The sequence below is a fragment of the Pseudomonas sp. NPDC087626 genome (genome assembly GCF_044743405.1).
Classification (GTDB): Bacteria; Pseudomonadota; Gammaproteobacteria; order Pseudomonadales; family Pseudomonadaceae; genus Aquipseudomonas.
Window position 1 is genome coordinate 102,776 of record NZ_JBIUWJ010000005.1, and the last position, 24,439, is coordinate 127,214.

General features: G+C 60.5%; 17 protein-coding genes. 3 read left to right on the top strand and 14 right to left on the bottom strand.

The genetic code is table 11. From position 1 onward, the window contains the following. Positions 1–36: 36 nt before the first annotated feature. From ACIOVD_RS06230 to ACIOVD_RS06250, 5 genes are all read right to left on the bottom strand, one after another. Positions 37–2,487, bottom strand: a complete 2,451-nt coding sequence (locus ACIOVD_RS06230; protein WP_401126662.1) for a TonB-dependent siderophore receptor — start codon at positions 2,485–2,487, stop codon at positions 37–39. A 97-nt stretch (positions 2,488–2,584) separates the two neighbouring features. Then, on the bottom strand, positions 2,585–3,559 hold the full coding sequence (locus ACIOVD_RS06235) for a FecR family protein (protein ID WP_401126664.1): 975 nt from the start codon (positions 3,557–3,559) through the stop codon (positions 2,585–2,587). A gap of 40 nt (positions 3,560–3,599) precedes the next feature. Next, entirely contained in the window at positions 3,600–4,100 is a 501-nt protein-coding gene (locus ACIOVD_RS06240; RefSeq protein WP_095167737.1) for a sigma-70 family RNA polymerase sigma factor, read from the bottom strand. Between the two features lie 115 nt (positions 4,101–4,215). Further along, on the bottom strand, positions 4,216–4,596 hold the full coding sequence (locus ACIOVD_RS06245; RefSeq protein WP_159994551.1) for a type 1 fimbrial protein: 381 nt from the start codon (positions 4,594–4,596) through the stop codon (positions 4,216–4,218). Positions 4,597–4,797: 201 nt separating this feature from the next. Beyond that, on the bottom strand, positions 4,798–5,943 hold the full coding sequence (locus ACIOVD_RS06250; RefSeq protein WP_401126667.1) for an MFS transporter: 1,146 nt from the start codon (positions 5,941–5,943) through the stop codon (positions 4,798–4,800). Positions 5,944–6,041: 98 nt separating this feature from the next. Here ACIOVD_RS06250 and ACIOVD_RS06255 point away from each other — a divergent pair, with 98 nt between their 5' ends. Together ACIOVD_RS06255 and ACIOVD_RS06260 are read left to right on the top strand one after the other, a co-directional pair. Next, the gene (locus ACIOVD_RS06255; protein ID WP_401126669.1) at positions 6,042–6,806 is read left to right on the top strand and encodes an AraC family transcriptional regulator; all 765 of its coding nucleotides are present in this window, start codon (positions 6,042–6,044) and stop codon (positions 6,804–6,806) included. A gap of 138 nt (positions 6,807–6,944) precedes the next feature. Then, complete coding sequence (locus ACIOVD_RS06260; RefSeq protein WP_159998756.1) at positions 6,945–7,334, top strand: VOC family protein; 390 nt, start codon at positions 6,945–6,947, stop codon at positions 7,332–7,334. A gap of 360 nt (positions 7,335–7,694) precedes the next feature. Here the strand turns inward: ACIOVD_RS06260 and ACIOVD_RS06265 are convergent, their stop codons facing one another. The 4 genes from ACIOVD_RS06265 to ACIOVD_RS06280 form a co-directional block, all read right to left on the bottom strand. Beyond that, entirely contained in the window at positions 7,695–10,295 is a 2,601-nt protein-coding gene (locus ACIOVD_RS06265; RefSeq protein ID WP_401126671.1) for a putative mucin/carbohydrate-binding domain-containing protein, read from the bottom strand. Between the two features lie 195 nt (positions 10,296–10,490). Next, the gene (locus tag ACIOVD_RS06270; RefSeq protein WP_401126673.1) at positions 10,491–11,933 is read right to left on the bottom strand and encodes a mechanosensitive ion channel domain-containing protein; all 1,443 of its coding nucleotides are present in this window, start codon (positions 11,931–11,933) and stop codon (positions 10,491–10,493) included. A gap of 170 nt (positions 11,934–12,103) precedes the next feature. Beyond that, positions 12,104–12,730: an isochorismate family cysteine hydrolase YcaC gene (gene ycaC / locus ACIOVD_RS06275; RefSeq protein ID WP_095167725.1), complete on the bottom strand. Its 627-nt coding sequence runs from the start codon at positions 12,728–12,730 to the stop codon at positions 12,104–12,106. A 213-nt stretch (positions 12,731–12,943) separates the two neighbouring features. Continuing rightward, positions 12,944–13,810 (bottom strand): pirin family protein, encoded by an 867-nt coding sequence (locus tag ACIOVD_RS06280; protein ID WP_401126675.1) that lies wholly within the window; start codon positions 13,808–13,810, stop codon positions 12,944–12,946. A gap of 104 nt (positions 13,811–13,914) precedes the next feature. Here ACIOVD_RS06280 and ACIOVD_RS06285 point away from each other — a divergent pair, with 104 nt between their 5' ends. Next, positions 13,915–14,823 (top strand): LysR substrate-binding domain-containing protein, encoded by a 909-nt coding sequence (locus ACIOVD_RS06285; protein ID WP_095167722.1) that lies wholly within the window; start codon positions 13,915–13,917, stop codon positions 14,821–14,823. 52 nt (positions 14,824–14,875) lie between these two features. Here the strand turns inward: ACIOVD_RS06285 and ACIOVD_RS06290 are convergent, their stop codons facing one another. The 5 genes from ACIOVD_RS06290 to ACIOVD_RS06310 form a co-directional block, all read right to left on the bottom strand. Further along, positions 14,876–18,112 (bottom strand): transporter substrate-binding domain-containing protein, encoded by a 3,237-nt coding sequence (locus ACIOVD_RS06290; protein ID WP_401126676.1) that lies wholly within the window; start codon positions 18,110–18,112, stop codon positions 14,876–14,878. 12 nt (positions 18,113–18,124) lie between these two features. Further along, positions 18,125–18,772, bottom strand: coding sequence for a response regulator (locus tag ACIOVD_RS06295; RefSeq protein ID WP_401126678.1), 648 nt, complete (start codon positions 18,770–18,772; stop codon positions 18,125–18,127). Between the two features lie 135 nt (positions 18,773–18,907). Further along, the gene (locus ACIOVD_RS06300) at positions 18,908–19,342 is read right to left on the bottom strand and encodes a response regulator (RefSeq protein ID WP_401126680.1); all 435 of its coding nucleotides are present in this window, start codon (positions 19,340–19,342) and stop codon (positions 18,908–18,910) included. A gap of 125 nt (positions 19,343–19,467) precedes the next feature. Continuing rightward, positions 19,468–20,670 (bottom strand): EAL domain-containing protein, encoded by a 1,203-nt coding sequence (locus ACIOVD_RS06305; RefSeq protein ID WP_095167715.1) that lies wholly within the window; start codon positions 20,668–20,670, stop codon positions 19,468–19,470. A gap of 140 nt (positions 20,671–20,810) precedes the next feature. Next, a complete protein-coding gene (locus ACIOVD_RS06310) occupies positions 20,811–24,437 on the bottom strand; it encodes a transporter substrate-binding domain-containing protein (protein ID WP_401126683.1) in 3,627 nt (1,208 codons plus the stop codon). Positions 24,438–24,439: the final 2 nt, after the last annotated feature.

Here is a 24,439-nt window from a genome sequence, read left to right on the forward strand (position 1 = left end):
GAGCGAGCCTGCTCGCGATGAAAGCACTGCGGCCTATCAGAAACCAACGCTGGCCTGGACGAAGAAGGTCCTTGGCGCACCCACGTACATCCCCGCATTGTTGTCGCTGGAGCGGGTGAAGTACTGCTTGTCGAAGAGGTTTTTCACCCCAGCGCCGAGCTTCAGGTTCGACAGTTGCGCGCCAAAGTCATAGCCGCCACGCACGTTCCAGGTCACATAACCCGGGATGTCGCCGTACTGTCCGTCGGCAGTGCCTTCGGTGATGTAGTCGCCGCTGAAACTGCCATCGGCATTCACCGCCGTGCCCGGTGAGTGCTGCTTGGACTGGGCAAACGCATCGACGTTGTAGGTCCAGCGGTTGACGTCGTAACGCAGGCCGACGGTGGCTACCTGACGGGAGTAGAACGGCAGGTCACGGCCCTTGAAGCCGGGGATCTCGCCTTCATACACAGCGCGGGTGTAGGTGACCCCGGCATTGGCGGTCAGGCCATCGAGCCGTGGGTCGAGCGCGGCCATGTCGTAGTGCACCGAGGCTTCAATGCCCTGGTGGGTGGTGGCGCCCAGGTTGGTCCAGCCGGCATCGTTGCTGATGTATTGCAGCTCTTCGTCGAAGTCGATGTAGAACAGCGTCACTTCAGCGCCCCACACATCATCGTTGTAGCGCGTACCGATTTCGTAGGTCTTGGCCTTTTCCGGGTTGAGGCCGCTGGCGGTCTCGTCCCCCGAACCGCCCTGGCCCAGCTGGAAATACTGCAAGGCGCCGAACGAGGTTTCGTAGTTGGCGAACAGCTTCCAGGCATCGGACAGGTGATACATCACACTCAAGGCCGGCAGCGGTTCATGGCTGTCGATGCTGCGGCGTTTCTCCTGCACCGGTTTGCCCGACGTATCGAGCACCGGGCGGTCGTGCCACTCGGTGCGGATGTCCTCAAAACGAATGCCCGGGGTCACGGTCCAGTTGCCGACATCAATTTTGTTGTCGACGTAGAACGCGTTGGCTTCGGTGCCGCCGGTGCGGTCCTGGTACACGTGGCCGTCGGAGGTCGGGGTCTGCACCGGCTGGTTGTTCACCAGCGCCAGGCGGCTGGCCTGTTCGTGCATGCCCTCCTTGAGGTAGCGATAACCGACGCTGACTTCCTGGGAAGTCGGACCGACATCGAACACATGGGACACCCGTGGCTCGATGCCGAAGGTGTAGTAGGTGCGCGGGTAGGAACTCAGGGTTTTCTGGTCGCGGGCGGCGATGGTGCTGCCGCGAAAACTGTCGGAGTAGTAGGTCAGCACTTCGGCCTGGGTACGATCGCCGATCAGCCGCGCCCACTTGAAGGACACGTCCTTGCGCCGACCGGCGAAGTTGTCGTGGTCGCGCACCGACTGGTAGGGATCTTCGTCGTACTGTTGCTGGGTCAGCCCGCCGGGCATGTCAGCCTTGGCGTCGTAGTAGTGGAAGTTCAGCGAAAAATCGTCAACATCGGTAGGCGCCCAGTGAGTCTTGAGGATCACGTCGTCGATGTCGTTGTCGTTATTGCTCTGCCGATAGCCGTTGCCGTTGACCCCGGAGTACAACAGTGCCACGCCCATGCCGTTGTCCGCGGTGCCGCCGAGAAACGCTGTGTCGATGTGCTTCCAGCCACCGCGCTGGGAGGTTTCCAGGGTGCTGCCGATTTCCCCGGTGGCTTTCTCCGGGATGGCCCGGGTGACGAAGTTGATCACCCCGCCGACGTTCTGCGGGCCATAACGAACCGACCCTGCGCCCCGTACCACGTCGATGCTGTCGAGGTTGCCGGAGGAGATCGGCGCCATCGACAGCTGCGGCTGGCCGTAAGGGGCGAAGGCGGCCGGGACACCGTCGATCAACACCGTGGAGCGCGGTGACAGGCGCGAGGTCAGGCCACGCACACCGACGTTCAGGGAGATGTCACTGCCGCCCGTGCCGTTGGCGTCCTGGACCTGCACCCCGGGTACACGCTTGAGCACGTCGCCGACGGTCATCGCGCCCTGCTCGACCATGGCCTCGCGACGGATCACCGTGCGCGCACCGGGGTGGTTCTGCACCACCGCCGCATTGGCGTCAGCCAGCCAGTCGCCGACCACGGTGATGTCGGTCACCCCCAGTTCCAGCGGACCCGCTGCGGATGTCGAAGTGGCGGCCGGGCTCAGGGTCACCGAACCCTGGTCGATCGAATACTCCAGGCCGCTGCCCTGCAGCAACTGGCGCAAGGCTTGCTCCGGCGACAAGTTGCCGTCCACCGCCGGCGCCTGCTTGCCGGCCACCAGTTGCGGATCGAAAAACACCTGCAGGGAGGTCTGCTGACCCAGTTGGCTCAGGGCCGTCCCCAAGGGCTGCGCTTGAATCTGGATATTGCCGCCAGCCGCCTCGGCATATGCCAGCGGCAGGCCCGCATTGACGGCCAGTGCCAGCGCCAGGGGCAGCCAACGGGAAGAAAGCGTGGCGGGTTTGTTGTTTTTCGCGCGGGGGTTTTTCACGTCGAACCTTGTCCTGTTGATCGCAAATAAGTGCGGCTGTTAATGCAAACCAGTTGCAGTTGGACAAGAAGACGAAGAACTCGAAAAAAACCTGAATCTATCGCGCAATTATTTCCTGGCTGCCGTCATCGCGGGTCCGGATCGCCACCGGCAGGATGCTCGGCAAGGCCTTGAGCAAGGCTTCGGTGTTGTCAGTCTTGAACACGCTGCTCAGGCGTAGATTGCCCACCGTTGCGCTGCCCACGGTCAACGGCCGCTGCCGATAGCGCGAGACTTCTGCTGCTACTTCACTGAGGCTGGCATCGTTGAACACCAGCTTGCCGCTGCGCCAGGCGGTCAGCGCCTGGGCATCGACCGCCCGGGCCGGGGCGACCCGACCCTGAGCGTCAACCCGGGTTGCCAGTCCCGCCGTGAGGTTGACGAATTCACTGTCGTGCCCCTGCACCTTGACCCTGCCCTGCTCCACCACCACCCGCGTTTCCTGAGCGTCGCGGCGTACATCAAAGCGAGTGCCGGTCACCGTCACCTGGCCCGGGCCCGCCGCCACCACAAAGGGCCGGCTGCTGTCGTGCGCGACGTTGAACATGGCCTCGCCCTGGGTCAGTTCGATGCCCCGCTGGTCGCCCTGGAAATTCACCCGGACCTGGCTGCGACTGTTCAGCTCGATCAGCGAGCCGTCCGGCAAGCTCACCTGGCGTCGCTCGCCCAAGACGGTGGAAAACTCTGCACGGTAACTGGCCGGACCACCCAGGCCATTGAACAGGCCGAAACCCACCGCCACCACCAGCACACTGGCTGCCACCGCATACTGCAGCAGTGGTCGGCGCTTGAGCTGCGTGGGTGGGGTTGCGCACAGGGCTTGCAAGCGCGCCTTGGGCACCAGCTCGGTGGCACGCCACAGGCCTTGCAGCAGTTGATATTCGTCGCGGTGCTGCGGGTGTTGCGCCAGCCAGGCGTTGAACCGTTGCTGGTCGCCTGGGTTCAGCGGTGCATCCTGCACACGGGAAAACCACAGCGCCGCCTCGTCGCGAACCGTGGTCTGTCCGCACGCGCAATCATGGTTATCCATCATGCAAGGTCCTGTCGGGCGGTGGCTGGAAATGGCTGGCTGTTCATGGCGCAGCCCCGTCGAGGCGCTCACGTAGATGCCGCAGGGTGCGGATCATATACTTTTCCACCATGTTTTTAGACAGTCCCAGGCGTTCGGCGATTTCCGCCTGGGTCAGCCCTTCGAGCTTTTGCCAGATGAACACCTTGCGACAGTTGGCGGGCAACTCGGACAGCGCCCGCTCGATGCAGTCTGCCAGCTGGATCGCGTGCATGTAGTGCTCCGGGTCATCGCTCGACGACCCACGAGGATCAAGCGCCTCGGACTCCATGGCGCCCCGCCGGTCCTCACGCCGATAACCATCCACCGCGATGTTGCGCGCAGTCTGGTGCAAATAGGCCCGCGGCTGCTGCACCTGGCTCGAGTCGGATTCCAGCACCCGCACGAAGGTGTCGTGGGCCAGGTCCTCGGCTTGCTGGCGATTTCTCAACCGGCGCGTCCAGGTTCCGACCAACTCTTCGTAGTGCTCGAAAAATCCGGGTCTGCGGGGCAGCTTGGGGGTCATCACGGCGTGCTGTGGTGGCGAGGGCGTGAATAGTAATGCTTCCTATTAATGCCGGCAATGCACCGCCCAGACCACTCATCCTCTCAACCCTTGCCTGCATTCGTTGTACCCGCTCTCAAGGCATGATCAGGGTGATCAGGTAATTGCCCGAGCGTAGCGGCTTGCCGGTTTCGTCCACTAACTGATACTGCTGATCGAAATACCGACTGTCCCGCCCAGTATCGGACAGCAACTTGGCCTTGACCGCCGAAGCGTCACGCGCCGTGACATGACTCACCGGCATCACCCGTCGTGCCTCGATAGTCGCACCCCGGCTCTGCGCCGGGCACCCCGTCAACGCCACTACGGCACCCGCGCCCGTGCTCGAGGTGCAGGCGGGTTCGACAATCGCACCCTGAAAGTGGATAACGCCCTGCAAAGGCGCGCTGGCCGCCACACACGAGCCATTGAATACAGCGTACAAACTGATTCCGAGCAATAGCTGCTTGCCGTTCATGGTCAACACTCCTTAGGGGGTTAAGGACTGCATCGGCAAGTCTGGCTCAAATCTTGAGTTTTAAAGCCACAGCGTTTTTTGTGGAGGGTCGGGGGGGAGGATTTCACGGTGCTTGCCAGCCAGGTCTACGGCAAATATGACAATCACGATCATTCGCGCGCTTCCAGCTTCTATCCCCCCACGAACCAGTAAAAACAGCTGCTATCGGTCGTAGATCAGGTCAAGCGGCTGGGCCTGCCAGCTCAACAGTACCGCCACCCCAGCGCAGGCCAGCAGCATGCCGCCCAGGTTCTGACTCCAACCCGCGAGCATCAGGCCACTGCCTATCAACATGTAATACATCAAGCCAAACAAGGCGCCGGCAGTCCCCAAGCGATCGCGATAAGCCGCCAGTGCTGAACCCAGGATATTGGGGATCGCCATGCCAAACGCCATAACCACCAACAACATCGGCGCTAGGAACCAGACACTGGCGTGCAGTCCTTGTACCCCTATAGCCCCCAGCAACGCCACCATCCCAGCCATCGCGATCAGGCGTGGTCCCTCAACTGAGCGTTTGAGCAACTGCGTGTTCAACACCGCCCCCAGTCCCGATCCAAGGGCAAGAATCACTCCGCTATAGCCAAACAGTTCCGGACTCAGTCCCAGGCGTTGAAACTCGAAGGGCGCGAGGCTGTAGTAGCTGAAAAGCGCAATGTTGAATACCGCCACCAACAATGCTGAACGCCAGATCGCGATGTCCTTGAGCATCAGCCACAAGGTTGCGAACAGGGGGGGTGCGCAACGGCGCTCAGGTCGCGTCTCGGGCAAAGTCCAGGCACACCAGGCGACCAGGGCCAATGCCAACACCAAAAGACAAACCTGCACACCTCGATAGCCAAATTCGCTAACCAGCGTCATACCGGCAAAGAGACCCAGCGCCGGACTGATTGCCAGGGCCATGCCAACCAGGGAGAACACGCGCGCCAACGCCGCCCCCTCGAAAAGGTCCCGCAACACTGTTTGTGTCCCCACCGAACCAACCGCAGCACCGAAGGCTGCCAGTGCTTGCACCGCCAGCAGAACACTGAAGGTGTTGGCCACCAGGGCCATGATCGAGGCGACGGCATACACTGCCAGGCCCGCGAGCATCGTGGGTCGTCGACCGATCTGGTCACAGGCTCGCCCCCACACCACCACGCCGGCGGCGAATGCCAGAAAGTACACTGATAGAAGTTGGGCGGCGACGGCAGGCGTCACCCGAAATACTTGGCCGATATCGGTTAACGCCGGACTGTAGAGGGTTTGTGCGACCTGCCCAAACATCAACAGGGCAATGGCCAGGCGTAGCAAATTACTGGTGTCCATGACGGCTCACTCACCTAAAGGAATGGTGGTGATTTTAAAGTAGCGTTGTTGACGTATTATCTTGATCAGGACAAAAAACCACTAAGATCGGACAATGTATGGCATGGCTTGAAGCCCAGGCATCTTTCGACCCGGACGTATATCCCGCCGAGGTCATTGGCATTGCAGCCTGCCTGGGCAACCATGACTCAGGCCTGCATGAGCACGAACGCGGGCAGTTGTTGTTCACCCGCCAGGGCTGCACCCGGATCACCCTGGCCGGACAGTTGTGCCTGTTGCCCCCATCGCGCGCGGCATGGATCCCGCCAAGGGTCAGCCATCGCGCAGTCATGCAACACAGCGTCGATTACCGATCCGTTTACCTGACTGCGCAGCTGTCTGCATCGTTACCCCGCAAGGTCTGCGTGATCGAGGTCAGCCCGTTGCTGCAGGCGGTGCTGGAACCGATTGCCATGGCCCCGTTCGATACCGACTGGCAACAGGGCAAGTTCATGCATCTGCTGCAATTGTGTCTGGGTGAAATCCGTGAGGCCAGCCTCCAGCCGATGCTATTGCCCCTGCCTTGGGATCATCGTTTGGCGCCCTTGCTGACCACGCTCGAGGACCTGCCGCCACAGTTAGACGTATTGGCCACAAGAGTGGGTGCCAGTAGCAAAACCATTGGACGGATATTCCAACGGGAAACGGGCATGGGCTATCAACAATGGCGCCAACAGTGGCGTCTGATGCGCGCCATCGAATTGCTCGCCACCGGTCGCAACATCAGCTACAGCGCCTTCGAGTTGGGGTTTACCAGCGACAGCGCGTTCATCGCATTTTTCAAAGCCATGACCGGCACGACACCCGGCGTCTACTTCCGATAACGGGAGTTGCACACTAGAACGGCAAATACCGGCAGCGACCTGCCGCAGCGCTACGGCGTCAGCAAGAACCTCGCAGGCCCGCAGAGCAACATGCTAGATTCGCGCTTCAACCGGCACGACAACAAGGAGTGTTCACCGATGAAGTTCGGCTACCTGATCATCTACGTCCCCGACGTTCGCGCGTCCCTCGAGTTCTTCTCCTCGGCCTTCGGCCTGGCCACACGATTCATCCATGAGTCGGGCACCTACGGCGAACTGGAAACCGGCGAGACCGCCCTGGCCTTCGCCGCCGATGAACTGGCCGGGATGAATTTCAGCGCTGGCCACGTCTCGGCCCACGCCAGCGCCAAACCATTGGGCATGGAAGTGGCCCTGGTCACCGACGACGTGCTGGCGGCCCATGCGCGTGCATTGCAGGCCGGCGCCCGGGAAATCGCCGTGCCGGTGCACAAACCCTGGGGACAAACCGTGTCCTACGTGCGCTGCCCGGACGGCACGCTGGTGGAACTCTGCTCGCCGATTGCCTGACGAACACCCCCATCACGGAGACTGGCAATGAGCGAGACGACTTATAACGGCGGCTGCCTGTGCGGCTGGATTCGCTAGACGCGCGCCGAACGTAACCTGACGCAGCTGAACCTTGGCGACACCAAACTGCGCTTGATCTTCATCCGGCGCGTTAGCCCCCCTTGGGTCGACCACCAATGACCAATAGTTGCGCAGTTGCGCAAGCCAATTCGGCGCTTGCCGCCGTGTCGAACAGACTATGACCAGGCAGCGGGCTAGCCGCCTGGGTTTGTCGCTGCTGGCCGGGCCACTGGATATCGTTTTGTAGTACATGCCGTGGAAGCGTCAACGACAGTGGATTTTTAGTGAATCGCCTTATCGTTATTCGCTGTCCTCCACTATCGAAGCCGGCCAATAACTGCTCAGTTGCAGGATGCCTGGTGCACTATAAGTTGCATGCTGCACAAGACCGAGCGGAATTTTCCGACCGTCACTGTTGACCTCGATGCCAGTGCGAGTGGGTTCCCTGTGCATGACACTCAGGGTATCGCCAAGGCTCAACGGTAATACCGAAATTTGCGCTTTCGCTAACGCATCTCCGCGAAACTCTCGAAGATAGCGCACCTCCCCCGTACTGGACTTCAACACCACTGACATGTACACCGAGGCAAAGTATTCGTGAGGGACCGCCTCTGCGAACGCCAACCTCACAGTCCGTTCATTGAGGTCAAATGTGATGTCTCCAAGCCCTCTCGCGCCATTCCCCTGCAATGACCATTTCATACGGTTGCCAGCGATGGCCCGTCCATTGATGGGAGGGGTGAATTCAAGGGTGCGAAAACGCTCGAACAGATAAGCGCGTATGGATCCGGAAAAGGTATTGATTGCCCGCCTGAAGTCCTGTTTCAAAGGGAACTCATCGTGCAGAGCCCAGTGAGGTGAACGTTCAAGCAGCTCAGCAGTTCGCTGCATTTCTTCAATCAGATTTATATTCGCCAAGGTGCCCAGGATCGGATTAACCAGCCCTTGTGCCGTCACCTTCATTGGGTTGATTTGCGCACTTTCATCTATCACGGGCGAAGCTGAACTATTAGACACTTTCAAGCGTGAGGGCTCCCTGTGCAGGATTTCGATAGTATAGCCCTGTTCGATTGGGAGCTCATGCCGAAACCGCACGTTGTTTCTACCCCGTATTTGTCGGTCAAAAACGTGGAAGCCCGATGCATTTCTCACCAACACCTGCGCGTAGACCTGATCTTCGAAGTACACATGTGGATCTTCTTGAACCAACTGAATCAGCAAGCGCCCTGTCGACACCTCCACAGTCAGTGTACAAAAAACTCCGGACAGCCCCCCTAAATATATCCGTTGATCCGCGAGTTCGCTTGCGTACTTCCTGACATAAGTACAATTCAAGCGAGTCTCATCACTATGATTCGCCACATAGCAATTGACACCCTGATATTCACCGTCCATTGCGCAGGGCAATTGCAACCTGTAGGCGCCAATGGGTAACCTCCCAGCCTGAACCAATTTACTGGTAATCCTTATAATCCTGGCTTGGCCAATAGCATCTTTTATCAGCAGGACCTTACCGGCGATCATGGGGTAGGTGTCTTCATCGAATGAGAAGGTAATGCCGCCCGTCAACCCCGTCACCGCAAGTTGATCAGCACTGACCAGATGCAATGGACTTCTCACCCCCAACAACGCCTGGGCCTGGGCGAGTTCGCTCTGTCGAACTAGTCGATACAACGGATAAACCAGCAGGGCATTGCTATAGGCATTCGCCATCGCCTGACGTCCGGTAAGCGCTACCTTCACATAATCCATGAATGCAGACACATCAACATTTGCAACATCAATAGAGACATGGCTCAACAAATCCATTGCTGGATAATCGGCGACCTTAAACCCGACACTGTTGCTTATCCGGCGATAACGTTGATAGAACTCGACAAGGCCACGCTCTCCAGTCTTCCACAATATGAGCATATAAAAGAACATTATGAGGTGGCCGGCAGCACCTGCGCTACTCAGCCCCAAATCAAATACCCGTCGAGCATCCGCATAAAGTACGTTCTCACCTGCACCATACAACCACCCTACCTTGTAAACATCCTGCCCCAACCACTTCTCCTGATACAACTGACAGAATATATTATTCCAAATCTCACTCACCTGAATAACATCATCGCTGAAGAACCCCCCTTGATAGCCATGACTTATCTCATGCAGGCTCCCCCAATTTTCAGCCCGTATATCCAGCCAGAAGGCAGCAACCGAGTCCGAAGTTTCAGCGGTCCACCCTCCGCCATAGTAGGCAGCACCACCACCAGACTTGTCAGCCTTCATGAAATAACGATTGGGAATATTCTTATCCGTGGGCACTGCCGGCTCAAATGAAAGCCCGGCAAGGTAATTAAAGTACTCAAAAACGCGATTATAGTAGCTCGTCAGATTTTGCAGCCCGCTTGCCTGATGCAATGCTTTGACAACGCCTTTATCCTTTGCCGGAATCAGGACATTAGCATAGGTAGAACTGAACAATGCGTACTCGGCACTCCAAGAATCCCAATCAGAAAAAAACAAATCAATGTTTAGCCCTTGCCGATAAATCGGCAGGGACTTCGCCCCCCCCAGAATCTCGACTTCAATCTCAAGTAACTCTCCCGCCTGAGCCGTGTAGCGCGTAGAAACAAAAGGCACCGAAGCAACGCCCGCAATCAATTCGCGCCATTGCGTTTTTATTTCGGTGTGGGTTTCGGTTTTTTGATCATTATTCAATAAGCTCAGTGTCACCCCCACATTCGAGGTCGGGGTAATTTGCCTAATCCGTATCTTTGTTCCTGCTAAAAGTATTGTCCCCAGGTCTATTCGATCATGATGAATACCTTTATCGAGACCTGCCCTGAACATCCACTCAGGGCGCTCCAGGCTGTAGAAGCGACGCGTCGATCTTTGGACTTCTTCATCAGCCATTTCCACGTCTCCTGCTCAGAAAGACAGCAAGAGTAGAAGTTACGTGAAGTCGATAAAGCCTACTACTGACAGAACTGACAGTTCTATAGTAGAAATCCTCATAAACATGCACGCTATTCGGACTATTTCAAGTACGTGAAAACGATCAATACAAGGCCGTCAGCAGGACGGGGGTATCGTTTGGGCCGCATCCGGCTATGCGCGGCGACGCAGCCACTGTAAGAAGCCCTTTTTCACCGCGACATTGGGCACTTCCTGGCTCAGGGTCTGGGCGCTGTGCAAGCGGTAGTCGAGCAAAGCTTGGATTGCTTCGCTGATGTCATGGCGGGCGTCGAGGCAGGGTTTGAGGTAGGCCTTCTCGATGCGGTACAGGGTGCAGAAGGTCTTGGCCGAAAAGTCCGCCGGCAGCGAGGCATCGGAAAGGATGCCGGCTTCGCCGATCACCTCCCCCGGCCCCATGCGCCCGGCTTCGAACGGGCTGCCGTCGCGAGTGAGGCTCACCGAGACCACGCCCGATTCGATGATGAACAAATGATCGCTGACCTCGCCCGCGGGCAGGATCATCTCGCCGGCACGCAAGGTTACGAGCTGCATGTTCTGGCTGAAGGTGTCTTTTTCGTCCGGGCGCAGGGTGGAGAATATGCTCGAGCTTTCCAGCAGTGCCCGCGGCCGCGAGTAGCCTTCTGGTGCTTGGTTTTCCGCGCTGGACAAAAGGCTCACACCCGAGGCCTGCAAGTGCCGGAAGGCTAGGTCGAACAGCGCATTGCGCGCTTCACGCTTGTGCAGCATGGAGCTGACAAAAGCGCTGATCTCGTACTCCACGCCGCTGCTGCTGGCACTTTTCAATGCCACGCTGGGGGCGGGTTTCGCGAGCAATTGCCGGCAACCCTGCATCGCCCGCTCCAATGCTTCGATCACCGTTTGCGGGCGGGCATGGGGGCTGACCTGCACGCTGACCGCAATGCCGAAAATGTCGCTCGGGCGGCTGAAGTTGATGATCTTGGCCTTGGCCGCCAGTGAGTTGGGAATCACCGCCATGCTGCCCTGGGAGGTCTGCAGGCGCGTGGCACGCCAGTCGATGTCGATGACCCGGCCTTCCATGCCGTCGATGGAGATCCAGTCATCGAGTTGATAGGGTTTGGTGGTGTTGAGCACGATCCCCGAGAACACATCACTGAGGGTACTTTGCAGCGCCAGGCCGACAATGATCGCCACCGCCCCGGAGGTGGCCAATACCCCCTTGACCGGCAGGTCGAGGACATAGGCCAGCGCGGCAATCACCGCAATCAGGAAAATCACCGCGCCGAGCAGGTCCTGCAACAATCGCCCGGTATGCCCGACGCGCTGCATCATCAGCGCGCCGATCAGCACCGTCAGGGTTCTCGCAGCGAACAGCCACCAGCCGATCTGCAGGCCGGTCGCCGCCAGGTGCAACGGCACATTGTCCGGCCAGGGCGCGGTCTGCAGCGGGTTCAGGCCTTCGTTGAACAGCACCATGCTGAACAGCGAAAAAATCAGCACCCGCACCAACAGCTTCCAATAGCTGCTACTGGCGCTGAGCAACCGCCACAACAGCATGTCGAGAAGAATCAGGGCCAAGGCGCAGATCAGCGGATGATCAGTAAAAAAGGACAGCATCGAACCACTCCAGCCAAGCCAATGCCGTGACGACTGCACGGATTGGGCACAGTGTAGGAGCAATTGAGGGCAGGCAAAGAAGGGACCGCAGAAAAACCTGTAGGAGCAAGCTTGCTCCTACAGGGGGTGAGGGATGGCGTACGGAATCGGGGTACGCCACCCGGGCAAGGTTACTTGCTGTTGGTCAGGGTGTTGTAGCTGGTCATCAGGTTGCGGTAGTCCGGGATGTGGTTGGAGAACAAGGTGCCCAGCCCTTCCACATCGTTGCGCCAGTCGCGATGCAGCTCGCAGGCCAGGCCGAACCAGGTCATCAGTTGGGCGCCTGAGGACGACATGCGATCCCAGGCCGATTGCCGGGTCAATTCGTTGAAGGTACCGGACGCATCCGTCACCACGAACACCTCAAAACCTTCGGCCAGGGCCGAGAGAGCCGGGAACGCCACACAGACTTCAGTCACCACACCGGCGATGATCAGTTGCTTCTTGCCAGTGGCCTTGATTGCCTTGACGAAGTCTTCGTTGTCCCAGGCGTTGATCTGGCCAGGACGGGCAATGTACGGCGCATCCGGGAACAGTGCCTTGAGCTCGGGCACCAGCGGACCGTTGGGGCCGGTTTCAAAGCTGGTGGTCAGGATGGTCGGCAGCTTGAAGTACTTGGCCAAGTCGGCCAGGGCCAGCACGTTGTTCTTGAAACGATCGGGGTCGATGTCGCGTACCAGCGACAGCAGGCCTGCCTGGTGATCCACCAACAGAACGGCGGCGTTATCCTTGTCCAGACGCTTGTAAGAAGTAGTCATTGCAGTAGTCCTCGCGTGTTATCGATGCCGAGTGAGCGTCGGCGTTGGGTACCCGGCCCGTGCTGGAAGTCCAGCACCGGCTGTTCGTTCGCTACCTGTGAGCCCTTACAGCCCAAGGAGCGTAGTCATGATGTGAAGCAGCACCACTGCAACCTGGGCCAAACGGTCAATTGTCGGATCAGTGGCCGGTTGCAGTGGCTGGCGCGGCAGGGGTCAACCCTGCATCTGGCCGAAGCGTCCGGACTGGAAGTCGGCGAACGCCTGGTGAATCTCTTGTTCGGTGTTCATCACGAACGGGCCGTGACCGACGATCGGCTCGTCGATCGGCTCACCGCTGAGCAGCAGCACCACGGCATCGCCGTTGGCTTCCAGGCTAAGTTGGTCGCCATTGCGTTCGAACAGCGCCAACTGCCCTTGACGCACCAGCTCCTGGCCGTTGACCTGAACCGTGCCGCGCAGCACCACCAGGGCGGTGTTGCGACCTTCGTGCAGGTCCAGGTTGAGCACCTTGCCGGCATTCAGGCGGATGTCCCAGACGTCGATCGGGGTGAACGTGCGCGCCGGCCCCTTGTGACCGTCGAACTCACCGGCAATCAGACGCAGGCTGCCGGCCTTGTTCTTCAGGGCGATGCTCGGGATGTCTGCATCGAGGATCGTCTGGTAGCCGGCCTCGGCCATTTTGTCCTTGGCGGGCAAGTTGACCCACAGCTGGACCATCTCCAGGGTGCCGCCCTTCTTGGCGAACGCCTCGGAGTGGTACTCCTCGTGCAGGATCCCGGAGGCCGCGGTCATCCATTGCACGTCGCCAGGTCCGATCTTGCCGCCGCTGCCGGTGGAGTCGCGGTGCTCCACTTCGCCGTCGTAGACGATGGTCACGGTTTCGAAACCGCGGTGCGGGTGCTGGCCAACGCCGCGCCGGGCATTGGTGGGGGTAAATTGCGCAGGACCGGCATGATCGAGCAGCAGGAATGGGCTGATGTGCTTGCCCAGGTTGTCGTAGGAAAACAGTGTGCGAACCGGGAAACCATCGCCCACCCAGTGCGTTTTTGGGCTGGTGTAGATACCGATGATGTTTTTCATGGTGCCTCCGAATGGGGTGAGTCAGAACATGGACAAAGCTTAAATCCACCACCTTTGATGGGATAGACTGCAAAAATCGCTCTTAGCGTTCTATTTGAGGAACGATAGTGGAAGACCTGAACACCCTGTATTACTTCACCGAGGTGGTTGAACACGGCGGATTTGCCGCGGCCGGGCGTGCCTTGGACATGCCGAAATCCAAGCTCAGCCGGCGTATCGCCCAGCTCGAAGAGCGCCTGGGCGTGCGCCTGATCCACCGCTCCAGCCGGCATTGCTCGCTCACCGAAATCGGCCAGGCCTATTACCAGCGCTGCCTGGCGATGCGCGTGGAAGCGGAAAGCGCCGCCGAACTGATCGAGCGCAATCGCTCCGAACCCCAGGGCCTGGTGCGCATCAGTTGCCCGACCGCGCTGCTCAACTCCTGGGTCGGGCCAATGCTGACGCGCTACATGCTCAAGTACCCGTTGGTGGAGTTGTTCATCGAGAGCACCAACCGCCGCGTCGACTTGATCCACGAGGGGTTTGATATCGCCCTGCGCGTGCGTTTTCCGCCCTTGGAAAACACCGACCTGGTGATGAAAGTGCTAGGCAACAGCACCCAGGTGCTGGTGGGCAGCCCGGCGTTTGCCCAGCGCTTGTCGGCGCCCGCCCTGCCCGCCGACCTGAGCGGACTGCCCAGCCTGCACTGGGGCGCGGCGCAACGGGAATACCAGTGGGAGCTGTTCGGCCCGGAAGGCGCCACTGCGCTGATCCGCCATCATCCGCGCCTGGTAACCGACGACTTGATCGCCCTGCGCACGGCCGTCCTGCAAGGCCTGGGAATTGCCCATCTGCCGGCCGTGGTGGTGCGCGACGACCTGGCCGCCGGGCGCCTGATCGAACTGGTGCCGGGCTGGGCGCCCAAGTGCGGGATTGTCCATGCGATCTTCCCGTCGCGTCGCGGTTTGTTGCCGTCGGTGCGCGCCCTGATCGACTTCCTGGGAGAAGAATTCAGCCACAGCGACATCGCGTAGGAGCAAGGCTGGCCCAAAGGCATTGCTCCGGACTGGGATTAACTCGCGCGGCTCAGCCTTTGAGGGACTGGTCCAGACGCCGCATAGCGGACCCTAGATCTTGCACCGCCTGCTCCAGGGCCGCACTGCCGGCGGATTCCTGGCAGGCGGACTCGAGCAACTCGCAACCGTGAATCAGTTGCCAAGCCCTGACCATGTTTGCCCCGCCCTTGATGCGGTGAGCCAGCTCCAGCAAGCCTGGCACATCGCCTCGTGCATGCAGTTCCTGCAGGCGCGCCATGTCCTCGGCATTGCTGGCCGCCAATTGCACCAGCAGAGCGTCGATCATCGCTGGATCATCCCCGCTCATCTGCCGCAGCCCACTAAGGTCGATACCAGCCGCGGCATCGCCCACTGACACAGGCGACAACGGCCCGTCGGTGTTGAGTGTGCCCCGCGCAAGGGCGGCACCGAGGTCGCGCAGGCCAATGGGCTTGAACAGGCAATCATCCATCCCGGCCTCAAGGCAACGGATCTTTTCCTCGGGCTGCGCGTTGGCGGTAAAGCCCAGGATCAGGCAGCAAGGCAAGCCCAGGCGGCGCTCTTCGTCGCGGATCGCGGCCGCCAATTCATAACCGTTGAGCGCGGGCATGTGGCAGTCGCTGATGACCACGTCGAACGCCTGGTCATGCCAGGCTTGCAGCCCTTGCGCGCCATCGTTGGCGACCTGCACCTGATGCCCCAGATGGCGCAGTTGTTGGGCGAGCAACTGGCGATTGGCCGGGTAGTCATCCACCACCAGCACATTCAACGAACGCCCTGGTTCCGCTGTCGTCACGTCGCTGCCGGGCGGCAACTCGCTCAAGGATGGCAGCGTGGGTAGGTCGAGGGTGACTTCGACCCGGGTACCACTGCCCAGCACACTGCTCAGGTGCAGTTGCCCCGCCATCATTTCGCACAAGGAGCGGCTGATCACCAGGCCCAGGCCCGAGCCACTGCGCCCGTGCTGCGAGCCCTGGGCTGCCTGCACAAAGGGGCTGAACAGGCGTTGTTGGTCAGTGGCGCTGATGCCGATTCCGCTGTCCTCGATCAGCACCTTGACCGCCACATGCCCGGCAATGTTGCCTGGTACCACCCGCAACCTCAGGCGAATGTAGCCGGCGTGGGTAAACTTGATAGCGTTGCTCAACAGGTTGGACAGAACCTGTTTGAAACGCATCGGGTCGATCAACACATCACGCTGGCAGTGCACGTCCAGTTCCACCTGCCACTCCAGGTTTTTCTGCCGCGCCAGGCCTTCGAAAACTGCACTCAACGATGTCACCAGCAGCCGCAGGTTGGTCCGCTCCGGCACCAGGGTCAAATGCCCGGACTCGATCCGCGAGATGTCGAGAATGTCGCCAATCAGCTCCAGCAGGTGCTGCGCGGCATTCGATGCGACCTCGATCGCGACGCGGTCGGTCACCCCCTGTTCGGCACTTTTGCTCGCCAGCTCCAACATGCCGATCAGCGCGTTCATCGGCGTGCGGATTTCATGGCTCATAGTTGCCAGGAAGGTGCTCTTGGCGCGGTTGGCGTCGTCGGCGTCGGCCCGGGCCTGCTGCACTTGATCCAGCAACAGTTGCCGCTTGCGGATCAACTGCCGCTGATAAGTGATCCAGCCCAGCGCCAGCAGCAACAACAGGCTGGCGGCCACAAAGCCTTGGATGATCGTCGTGCGATAGCGCGCCCAATGGCTGTCGTTGACCGGTTGTCCAGTGCGCCAGCGGTTGGCCAACTCGTCCATTTCCTCCGGCGCAATACTGAGCAACGCCTTGTTCAGGATCGACTGCAGCTCAACCGCCCCACGCTGCGTAGCAAAGCTGATGTGCACCGGTTCGGCGCCCACGGTACTGGCCACCTGGAGCTGGTCACGGTATTGCCGGGCAATGATGTAGCGCGCGCTGATCAAGGTATTCAACGCCGCCTCCGCCCCGCCGCTGGCCACCAGCGCCATCGCCTGGGCGGGACTGTCGACCTCGATGAAGCGCACGTTGGCGGCCTGGCTGCGGATCAGCTTGCGTTGCGGGTTGCGGCTGACCACCGCCACCCGCTTGCCCGCCAGATCCTTGAGCGTGACCGGGGGCTGGTTGCCGATCGCGCAGACCAATACATAAGGGTTGATCAGATAGGGTCGAGTGAACCGCAGCAAGGCCTGGCGTTCGAGGGTCGGGGTGATTCCGGCCAGTACGTCCAGTTCGCCGGCCTGGAGCCGGGCGATCTGGCCACCGAGGGAGTCACCCGCCAGCGCCTGGAATTTCAGCCCGGTGCGCAGGCTGATACGGTCCAGGACCTGGGCGCCGAGCCCCGCAAATTGTGCATTTTCGTCTTCATACGACAGCGGTGCGAAGTTGCGCAGGAAGCCAACCTTGACCTGGGGGTGTTGCTCCAGCCAACGCTGCTCGCTCGCGCTCAACTGCACCTGTTGGTTGTCGCCAAAACTGCTGCCGGCGCTCCAGCGGCGCAGGATGCTGGTGCGCTCCTGCTCGGGAATCGCCGCCAGCGCGGCGTCGATGATGCGCCGCAACCGCGGGTTGTCGACACTCAGGGCAAAGCCGAACGGGTTGACTTCCAGCCGCGCGAATTGAGCCAGTTGCACGTTGCTCAGGTAGTGGTTGTTGATCAGGTAACTGGCGCTGATGGAGTCTCCCAGGTACACATCCGCTCCGCCAAACGCCACCGCGCCGACTGCGTTCAAGGTCGACTGATACAACTCCAGGTGCGCCTTGGGATAAGCGGCCCGGATAGTCTGCGGCGGCAGGTAATGGTCGAGCATCGCCACCCGCAGGTTTGCCAGATCGGGGGCCAGGCGCGCATTGTCGCCCCGGCGGGTCACCAGGATGGGCGCATCCTCGGCATAGGCGCGGGACATCACCAACTGCGGGTCGGCCGCTTCAAAACCATTGGCCGCCCCCAGCAGATCGACCTCGCCCCGTTTGAGCGCGGCAATCACCGCCTGACGCGAATCGTAGCGTTGGACTTCCACCCGGATATGCAGCAACTGGCCGATCAACCCGGCAAAATCGGCGGTGATACCCTCGAAATTATCGCCATTGATCGTGTTTTCGAAAGGTGGGTAATCCGGCGCCGAAGCGCCCAACCGCAAACGGCCCTGGGTCCTCAGCCAGCGCCAGTCGGTTGCCGCGAGCTCGACCCGATAACCTTCGACACTCGAGCGCCCCAACAACTGCAAGGGTTGCGGTCCGGCGGCAGGGCTGTTCGCCGACCACCACAGGTTGAGCAACGTCAACAGCAGCAGCCAGGCGCGCATGTCGATAGCCCTTCAGATCAGATGATTGCGCTGGGCAAAATCCCTCAAGTGGACCAGGGATTTCACGTTGAGTTTATCGATCAGGCGGGTCTTGTAGGTGCTGACTGTCTTGTGGCTCAGGTGCAGGCGCTCGGCGATTTCCTTGTTGCTAACACCACGGGCGAGCGCCTGGAAAATGCTCAGCTCGCGGTCCGAGAGCGTGTCGATCATCTTCTGCTCGTCGAGTTGCACGCTGCTGAGATTGACCGTGCTGGTATCCAGCTGAGGGAAATAGGTGTAGCCACTGAGCAGCGCTTGAACAGCTTTGCGCAGCTCCTGCAGGTCGTTGGTTTTTTCGACGAAGCCCATGGCACCGACCCGGGTGCAGCGCTCCATGTAAAACCGCGGTTCGTTGGCGGTGAACACCACCGCCCGCGTAGGGATCTGTTCACGCTGCAGGCGACTGAGAAAGTCCAGCCCGCTGAGCCCTGGCATATTGAGGTCGAGCACCAGCAGCGAGGGCGCATGTTGATGAATCATCTGCAGGGCCTCAATCCCGCTGGAAGCCTCCAGGATAGTCGTGAAGACTGTCCGGTCGCGGGCGTCCTTGAGGGCTCCAAGCATCATTTTCAGAGCGGCACGAATTACCGGATGATCATCGATGATCAACAGTGAGCTCATGGATAGTTCCTGATGTACACGGCGTGCGCCAACGCAGGCGCTACGGCTGCGCCAAGACTATTGCACGGGGGATGACGCCCGGACTACCTGTCAGATCTGACAGTTCCGACGAACGGTAGTCCAGTTCAAGGCTATTCAGGCGCGCAAACTGTCACGCGGCCAGCCATGTCCACGCTCGGACAGTGGAATAGGTGTATCGACCCGCCGCATCAGGCTCTCCAGGGTTTCCTGGTCGGGTAGACGGGCCTGGTGGAGCCGCACCTTGCGCTGTGCAACGGCATACAGGGCGGGCAGCCCGGCCTGCTCGGCATCGTAGATCAAGGCATGGCGGATCTGCAGGTTGTCCTGGCACAAACCCAGCGGGTCCAGCCCGCCGCTGGTGGTCAGGTTGGCATTGAGGATGACCAGGTCAAAGGGCTCGCAGCCGTACTCCACCACAATCAGCAGTTCTTCGAGCGAGTGCACGGGAGCAATCCGGTAGTAACCGAGCTGGTTCAGGCCACGTTCGATTTTCATGCGATGAAAATGCTGCTCATCGGCGATCAGGATGCGTAAGGCTTTATTTGGCATGGTGACTAACTCTGCAAAGACAATGCGACCGGTCTTTAACCAGCCCTTTCAAGAGGCTGCAAGACTAAGCGCAACATCGCGACGTTTCTGTAGGACTATTCCTAAAGAAACAGTTCCATTCTCGATCAGGTTTTTTGTTGCCCGAGCGCAGACGCCTGCAGCCAGCGCAACAGATCGGGGCCGCTCATGGGGCGGGCAAACAGATAGCCCTGGGCCTGGGTACAGCCCAAATCAAGCAACTGCTGGCGCTGCTGCTCGGTCTCGACCCCTTCGATCACCACCGACATGCCCAAGGCCTCCCCCAGGGCCAGGGTGCTGCTGATCACTGCCCGGCAACGCGGCTGATCCTCAAAGGTGCGGACGAACTCGGCGTCCAGCTTGATCTCGTTGAACGGCAGTTGGCACAGGCGCTGCAACGAGGAAAAGCCGGCACCGAAGTCATCGATCGACAGCTGGCAGCCCATCATGCGCAAGCGCACCAGACTCTCAAGGCTGGTAGCCGGGGCTTCCAGCAGGCCGCTTTCGGTCAGTTCGAAGGTCAGGCTCGAGCCTGGCGTGCCCTGCAGCGCAAGAATGCCGCGGATGGTGGGGACCAGTTGTGGATTGGCCAATTGCTGGGCGTGCAGGTTGAACGCAACGTTGACCGCAAAGCCCTGCTCACGCGCCTGGCGTTGCAGGGTCAGGGCCTGGTCGATCTGGGTGAACAACAGCGAATCCAGCAAGCCGGCACGCTCAAGCTCCGGCAGGAACGCTACGGGCGACAGCACCCCACGAAACGGGTGATTCCAGCGCACCAGCACTTCCACGCCACAGACCGCGCCGCTCAACAGGTCGACTTTAGGCTGGTAGTAGGGTTGGAACTGACCATCGTGCAGGGCGTGGCGCACTTCGTTGGCACAGACTGGCGGCGGTGCTGGCTGCGGCACTCGCTCTTCGCGGGGACTGATCAGGTGTTTTTCCAGCAACTGGCCCAGCGCCTGCGGATGCAAGGGTTTACCGACATCCCCCAGCAGCCTGAGCCCCGACAACGCCACGATCTGCCGCACCGCGCGGCGCAGGTCCGCCGACAGTGAACTACTGATGATGATCGAGCCGACTAACCCGGATTGCCCGACTTGGCGGAAGAACTCCAGGCCATCCATACCCTCCATGCACAGGTCACACAGGGCAATGTCCACGGCACCTACTTCATCCAGGACCGCCAGCGCCTGCTCGCCATCACTGGCCTGGAATACCGCCTCGCAGCCCAATTGCGTGAGCATCTTGACCGCTACAGCGCGGACAAAAGGGTGATCCTCAAGTACCAGAACCCTGATCGGCAGTATCATTTGGGCGGCCCGTTGCGTAAAAAAGATTCCTGATTATCACCGCCCGCTTCCTGAACTTAATTAGGAAACGTCCTAAAACTTGTAGGAAATTTCCCAGAGTTACCCATTTGCCCTCGCAATCGCGCTGCCCCCCTTGCCGCTCAGCCCACCTGTTGCTCCAGGGTTTCCCCCAGGCGCTCCATGGCCTGCTGCAATGCATCTACTGCAGCCGTCAGTTGCGCCTCATCGAACCCCTCGCAGGCCGCCTCCAGACGTTCACAACAGTGAATCAGCCCTTGCGCCTTGATGATCCGCGCCCCGCCCTTTACCCGGTGCGCCAGGTCTGCCAAACCGTTGACATCATGACGGCTGAACAACTTCAGTAGCCGCGACATGTCCTCTTCGTTGCTGCTGGCCAGGTCCCCGAGCAGGTTGCGGATAACCGTGCGGTCACCCCGGGTCAGCTGTTCGAGGTTGTCCAGGTCGATGGCATCGGTGGGCTCGCGACGCTCCTCGAGGGTCGGGACCGGCAAGGTATCCGGGGCCACGGACGCCAGGCACGCACTCAAGTCCCGCAGGCTGATGGGCTTGAACAGGCAGCCATCCATCCCGGCCTCGCGGCAACGGACTTTTTCCTCCGGCTGCGCGTTGGCCGTGAAGCCCAGGATCAGACCGGGCTCAATGCCCCTGGCGCGCTCTTCGGCACGAATCGCCTGGGTCAGTTCATAGCCGTTCATCAGTGGCATGTTGCAGTCGGTGATGACCACATCGAAATGCTGACTGCGCCAGACACACAAGCCGTGGGCGCCGTCCTGCGCTTCCTTGACCCGATGCCCCAGGTAAGTCAGTTGCTGGGACAACAACAGGCGATTGGCCGGGTAGTCATCAATCACCAGGATATTCAGCTCCTGGCCCTGCGCTGCGGGCGCTTCCTTGTCCTCAAGGGCGGTAGCCAGGGGCTCGAGAACTGGCAAGTGCAGGCCCACCTCAATCTGTGTGCCTTGGCCCAGCACACTGGACAGTTGCAGCGTGCCGCCCATCATCTCGCACAGCGTGCGACTGATCATCAAGCCCAGGCCGGAGCCGCTGCGCGCCGACTGCAGGTTGTTGCTGGCCTGGCTGAAGGGACTGAACAGGCGTTGCTGGTCTGCCAGGCAAATCCCGCTGCCGGAATCTTCCACCCGTACGAGCACCGTCAGCCCCTGGCCGTCATCGCCCGGCGTGACCTGCACCCGCAGGCGCACCTGGCCCTTTTCAGTGAACTTGATGGCATTGCTCAGCAGGTTGGAAATGATTTGCTTGAAGCGCAGCGGGTCGACCAGCACATCCTGGTTGGCGGCGGCATCCACCTCCAGGTGCAGGTGCAACTGCTTCTGACGGGCCAGCCCTTCGAAAATCCGTGCACCCGACTCCACCAGGGCGCGCAGATTGGCGCGCTCGGGCGCCAGCGACAGGTGCCCGGACTCGATACGCGAGATGTCGAGGATGTCGCCGATCAACTCCAGCAGGCCTCGCGCCGCGCCTGAGGCCACCTCGACGGCAAAGCGGTCCATGATCCCTTGCTCGGCCTTTTTCATCGCCAGCTCGAGCATGCCGATCACCGCGTTCATCGGGGTGCGGATCTCGTGGCTCATGGTCGCGAGGAAGGTGGTCTTGGCCCGATTGGCCGCGTCGGCCTCGTCCTTGGCTTCGCGCAACTGTTCCAGCAACTGCTGGCGCTCGCTGACGTCGATCCAGCCACCGATAATGCCTTTGACCTGACCGGCGCTGCCCCGGTAGGGCAGCATCCAGTGATAGATGGTGCGCACATCCGTGGCCGACAGGGTCAACTGCCGATCGAGCACTCGCGGCAACCCCTGCGCCATCACCTGCAGATACTCTTCGTGGAAAACCCTGGCTTCGACCACGCTCTTGAGCTTGCCGGTGATCACGGTCTTGCCGATGACCGACTCGCGCTCAACCCCGAATACCTGCAAATAGGCGTTGTTACAGACCATCAGGCAGCCCTGGCGATCGCGCACATAGATCGGGTGCGGCGTACCGTCGATCAACACGCGCATAAACTCCAGTTGATCGCCGAGCGCCTGTTCGGCCTGCTCGCGTTTGTGAATCAGGCGGCGCAGGTAGCCGATCCATACCAGCGCCACCACCAACAGCAGGCCGGCAATGGCAAAACCCTGGATGATCGTCGAACGGTAGCGCAGCCAGTAACTGTCATCGACCACCACCTCGCTGCGCCAGCGATTGGTCAGTTCGTCCATTTCTTCCGGGGGGATGCTGAACATGGTCTTGTCCAGGATCGAATGCAGCTCCCGCGCCTCGCGCCCCGTGGCAAAGGCCATATAAGCCGCAGACGTGCCGACGGTACTGGTGATCTGCAATTGGTCGCGGTACTGCCAGGAAATCATGTAGCGCGCGGTAATCAACGCACTGACCGCAGCATCCACTTCGCCGCTGGCCACCATCGCCATGGCCTTCAGGGCGTTGTCTGCCTCGAGCAGCTGAATGCCCGGATAACGCGCGGCGATCATGTCCTTGACGGCGCTGCCCTGGGTCAGGACCAAGCGCCGACCGTCCAGTTCATCCAGGGTCGCCGCCGCGTTGTCGGTCGCGCGGCTGACCAGCACGTAGGGGGTATTGAGATAAGGACGGGTGAAGCGCAGCTTGCCTTCTCGCTCGGCACTCGCGGTCAGGGACACCAGCAGATCGGCCTGGCCCGACTCGATCCGCTGGACCAGCTCAGGCACGGCAAAGCCTCGTTGAATGTCGAATTTCAAGCCGCTGCGCAGGCTGATCTTGGCCAGCAGATCAGCCGTTACCCCACGAAACTCACCCTCGCTGCTGTAGAACGACAGCGGTACAAAGCTGCTGTCGACGGCCACCCGCACCCGGGGATGAGCGTCCATCCAGCGCTGTTCGCTGGCCGTGAATTGCACGCGATTTTTCCCCGAGAGACTGGCGCTGCCGGCATTCCAACGCCGCAGGATGGTCTGCCGTTCTTCCGCGGGTATAGCGGCCAATGCGGCATTGATCAGGCGTAGCAAGCGCGGGTTGTTCCGGGCCAGGGCGAAGGAAAAATCGTTGACCTCCATGCGCGAGAAATCGACCAACTGCACGTTGTTCAGGTAGTTTTTCAGAATCAGGTAGTTGGCGCCGATGGCGTCGCCGATGTAGACATCCGCCTGGCCAAACGCGACCGCACCTATCGCACTCAGGGTCGAGGGGTACAGTTGCAACTGCGCCTTGGGGTAGAAGGCCTGCACCTGGTCGGGAGGCAGGTAGTAATAGACCATGGCCAGGCGCTTGCCCGCCAGGTCCGGGGTGACTTCCCGGGGAGCATCGATCCGGCTGACCAGGGTCGGCTGGTCATCGGCATAGGCGTTGGACAGCACCACCTGCGGGTCGGCGACCTCGAAGCCGTTGGAGGTGCCAAGAAAATCGATCTGGCGCGCCTTGAGTGCCGCGATCACTTCGCCCCGCGAGCCGTAGCTGCGGACCTTGACCTCGACTCCCAGCAATTGCCCGAGCAGGTACGCATAGTCGGCGGTGATGCCTTCATAATCGCGGCCATTGCTGGTGATTCCGAACGGTGGGTACTCAGGCTCCGATGCCCCGAGCACCAGCGTGCCCTGCTTGTGCAACCACTGCCGGTCGCTGTCGTCGAGTTCGACCTGATAACCCTCGACCGTGGAGCGCCCCAGCAGTTTGTAGGTCAAGGGCTCGGCCGCCAGCAGACTGCTCGCGAGCGACAGGAGCACGACGCCGAGCGCGCCCAGGTACCTTCCCATGG

What these genes read in the sequence shown, in the direction of transcription:
- ACIOVD_RS06240 (WP_095167737.1), bottom strand. Translation starts at nt 4,100, where the DNA reads ATGACCCCCAAGCTGCCCCGCAGACCCGGATTTTTCGAGCACTACGAA.
- ACIOVD_RS06290 (WP_401126676.1), bottom strand. Translation starts at nt 18,112, where the DNA reads ATGCGCGCCTGGCTGCTGCTGTTGACGTTGCTCAACCTGTGGTGGTCG.
- ycaC (WP_095167725.1), bottom strand. Translation starts at nt 12,730, where the DNA reads ATGACTACTTCTTACAAGCGTCTGGACAAGGATAACGCCGCCGTTCTG.
- ACIOVD_RS06295 (WP_401126678.1), bottom strand. Translation starts at nt 18,772, where the DNA reads ATGAGCTCACTGTTGATCATCGATGATCATCCGGTAATTCGTGCCGCT.
- ACIOVD_RS06260 (WP_159998756.1), top strand. Translation starts at nt 6,945, where the DNA reads ATGAAGTTCGGCTACCTGATCATCTACGTCCCCGACGTTCGCGCGTCC.
- ACIOVD_RS06305 (WP_095167715.1), bottom strand. Translation starts at nt 20,670, where the DNA reads ATGATACTGCCGATCAGGGTTCTGGTACTTGAGGATCACCCTTTTGTC.
- ACIOVD_RS06265 (WP_401126671.1), bottom strand. Translation starts at nt 10,295, where the DNA reads ATGGCTGATGAAGAAGTCCAAAGATCGACGCGTCGCTTCTACAGCCTG.
- ACIOVD_RS06300 (WP_401126680.1), bottom strand. Translation starts at nt 19,342, where the DNA reads ATGCCAAATAAAGCCTTACGCATCCTGATCGCCGATGAGCAGCATTTT.
- ACIOVD_RS06310 (WP_401126683.1), bottom strand. Translation starts at nt 24,437, where the DNA reads ATGGGAAGGTACCTGGGCGCGCTCGGCGTCGTGCTCCTGTCGCTCGCG.
- ACIOVD_RS06245 (WP_159994551.1), bottom strand. Translation starts at nt 4,596, where the DNA reads ATGAACGGCAAGCAGCTATTGCTCGGAATCAGTTTGTACGCTGTATTC.
- ACIOVD_RS06280 (WP_401126675.1), bottom strand. Translation starts at nt 13,810, where the DNA reads ATGAAAAACATCATCGGTATCTACACCAGCCCAAAAACGCACTGGGTG.
- ACIOVD_RS06255 (WP_401126669.1), top strand. Translation starts at nt 6,042, where the DNA reads ATGGCATGGCTTGAAGCCCAGGCATCTTTCGACCCGGACGTATATCCC.
- ACIOVD_RS06250 (WP_401126667.1), bottom strand. Translation starts at nt 5,943, where the DNA reads ATGGACACCAGTAATTTGCTACGCCTGGCCATTGCCCTGTTGATGTTT.
- ACIOVD_RS06270 (WP_401126673.1), bottom strand. Translation starts at nt 11,933, where the DNA reads ATGCTGTCCTTTTTTACTGATCATCCGCTGATCTGCGCCTTGGCCCTG.
- ACIOVD_RS06235 (WP_401126664.1), bottom strand. Translation starts at nt 3,559, where the DNA reads ATGATGGATAACCATGATTGCGCGTGCGGACAGACCACGGTTCGCGAC.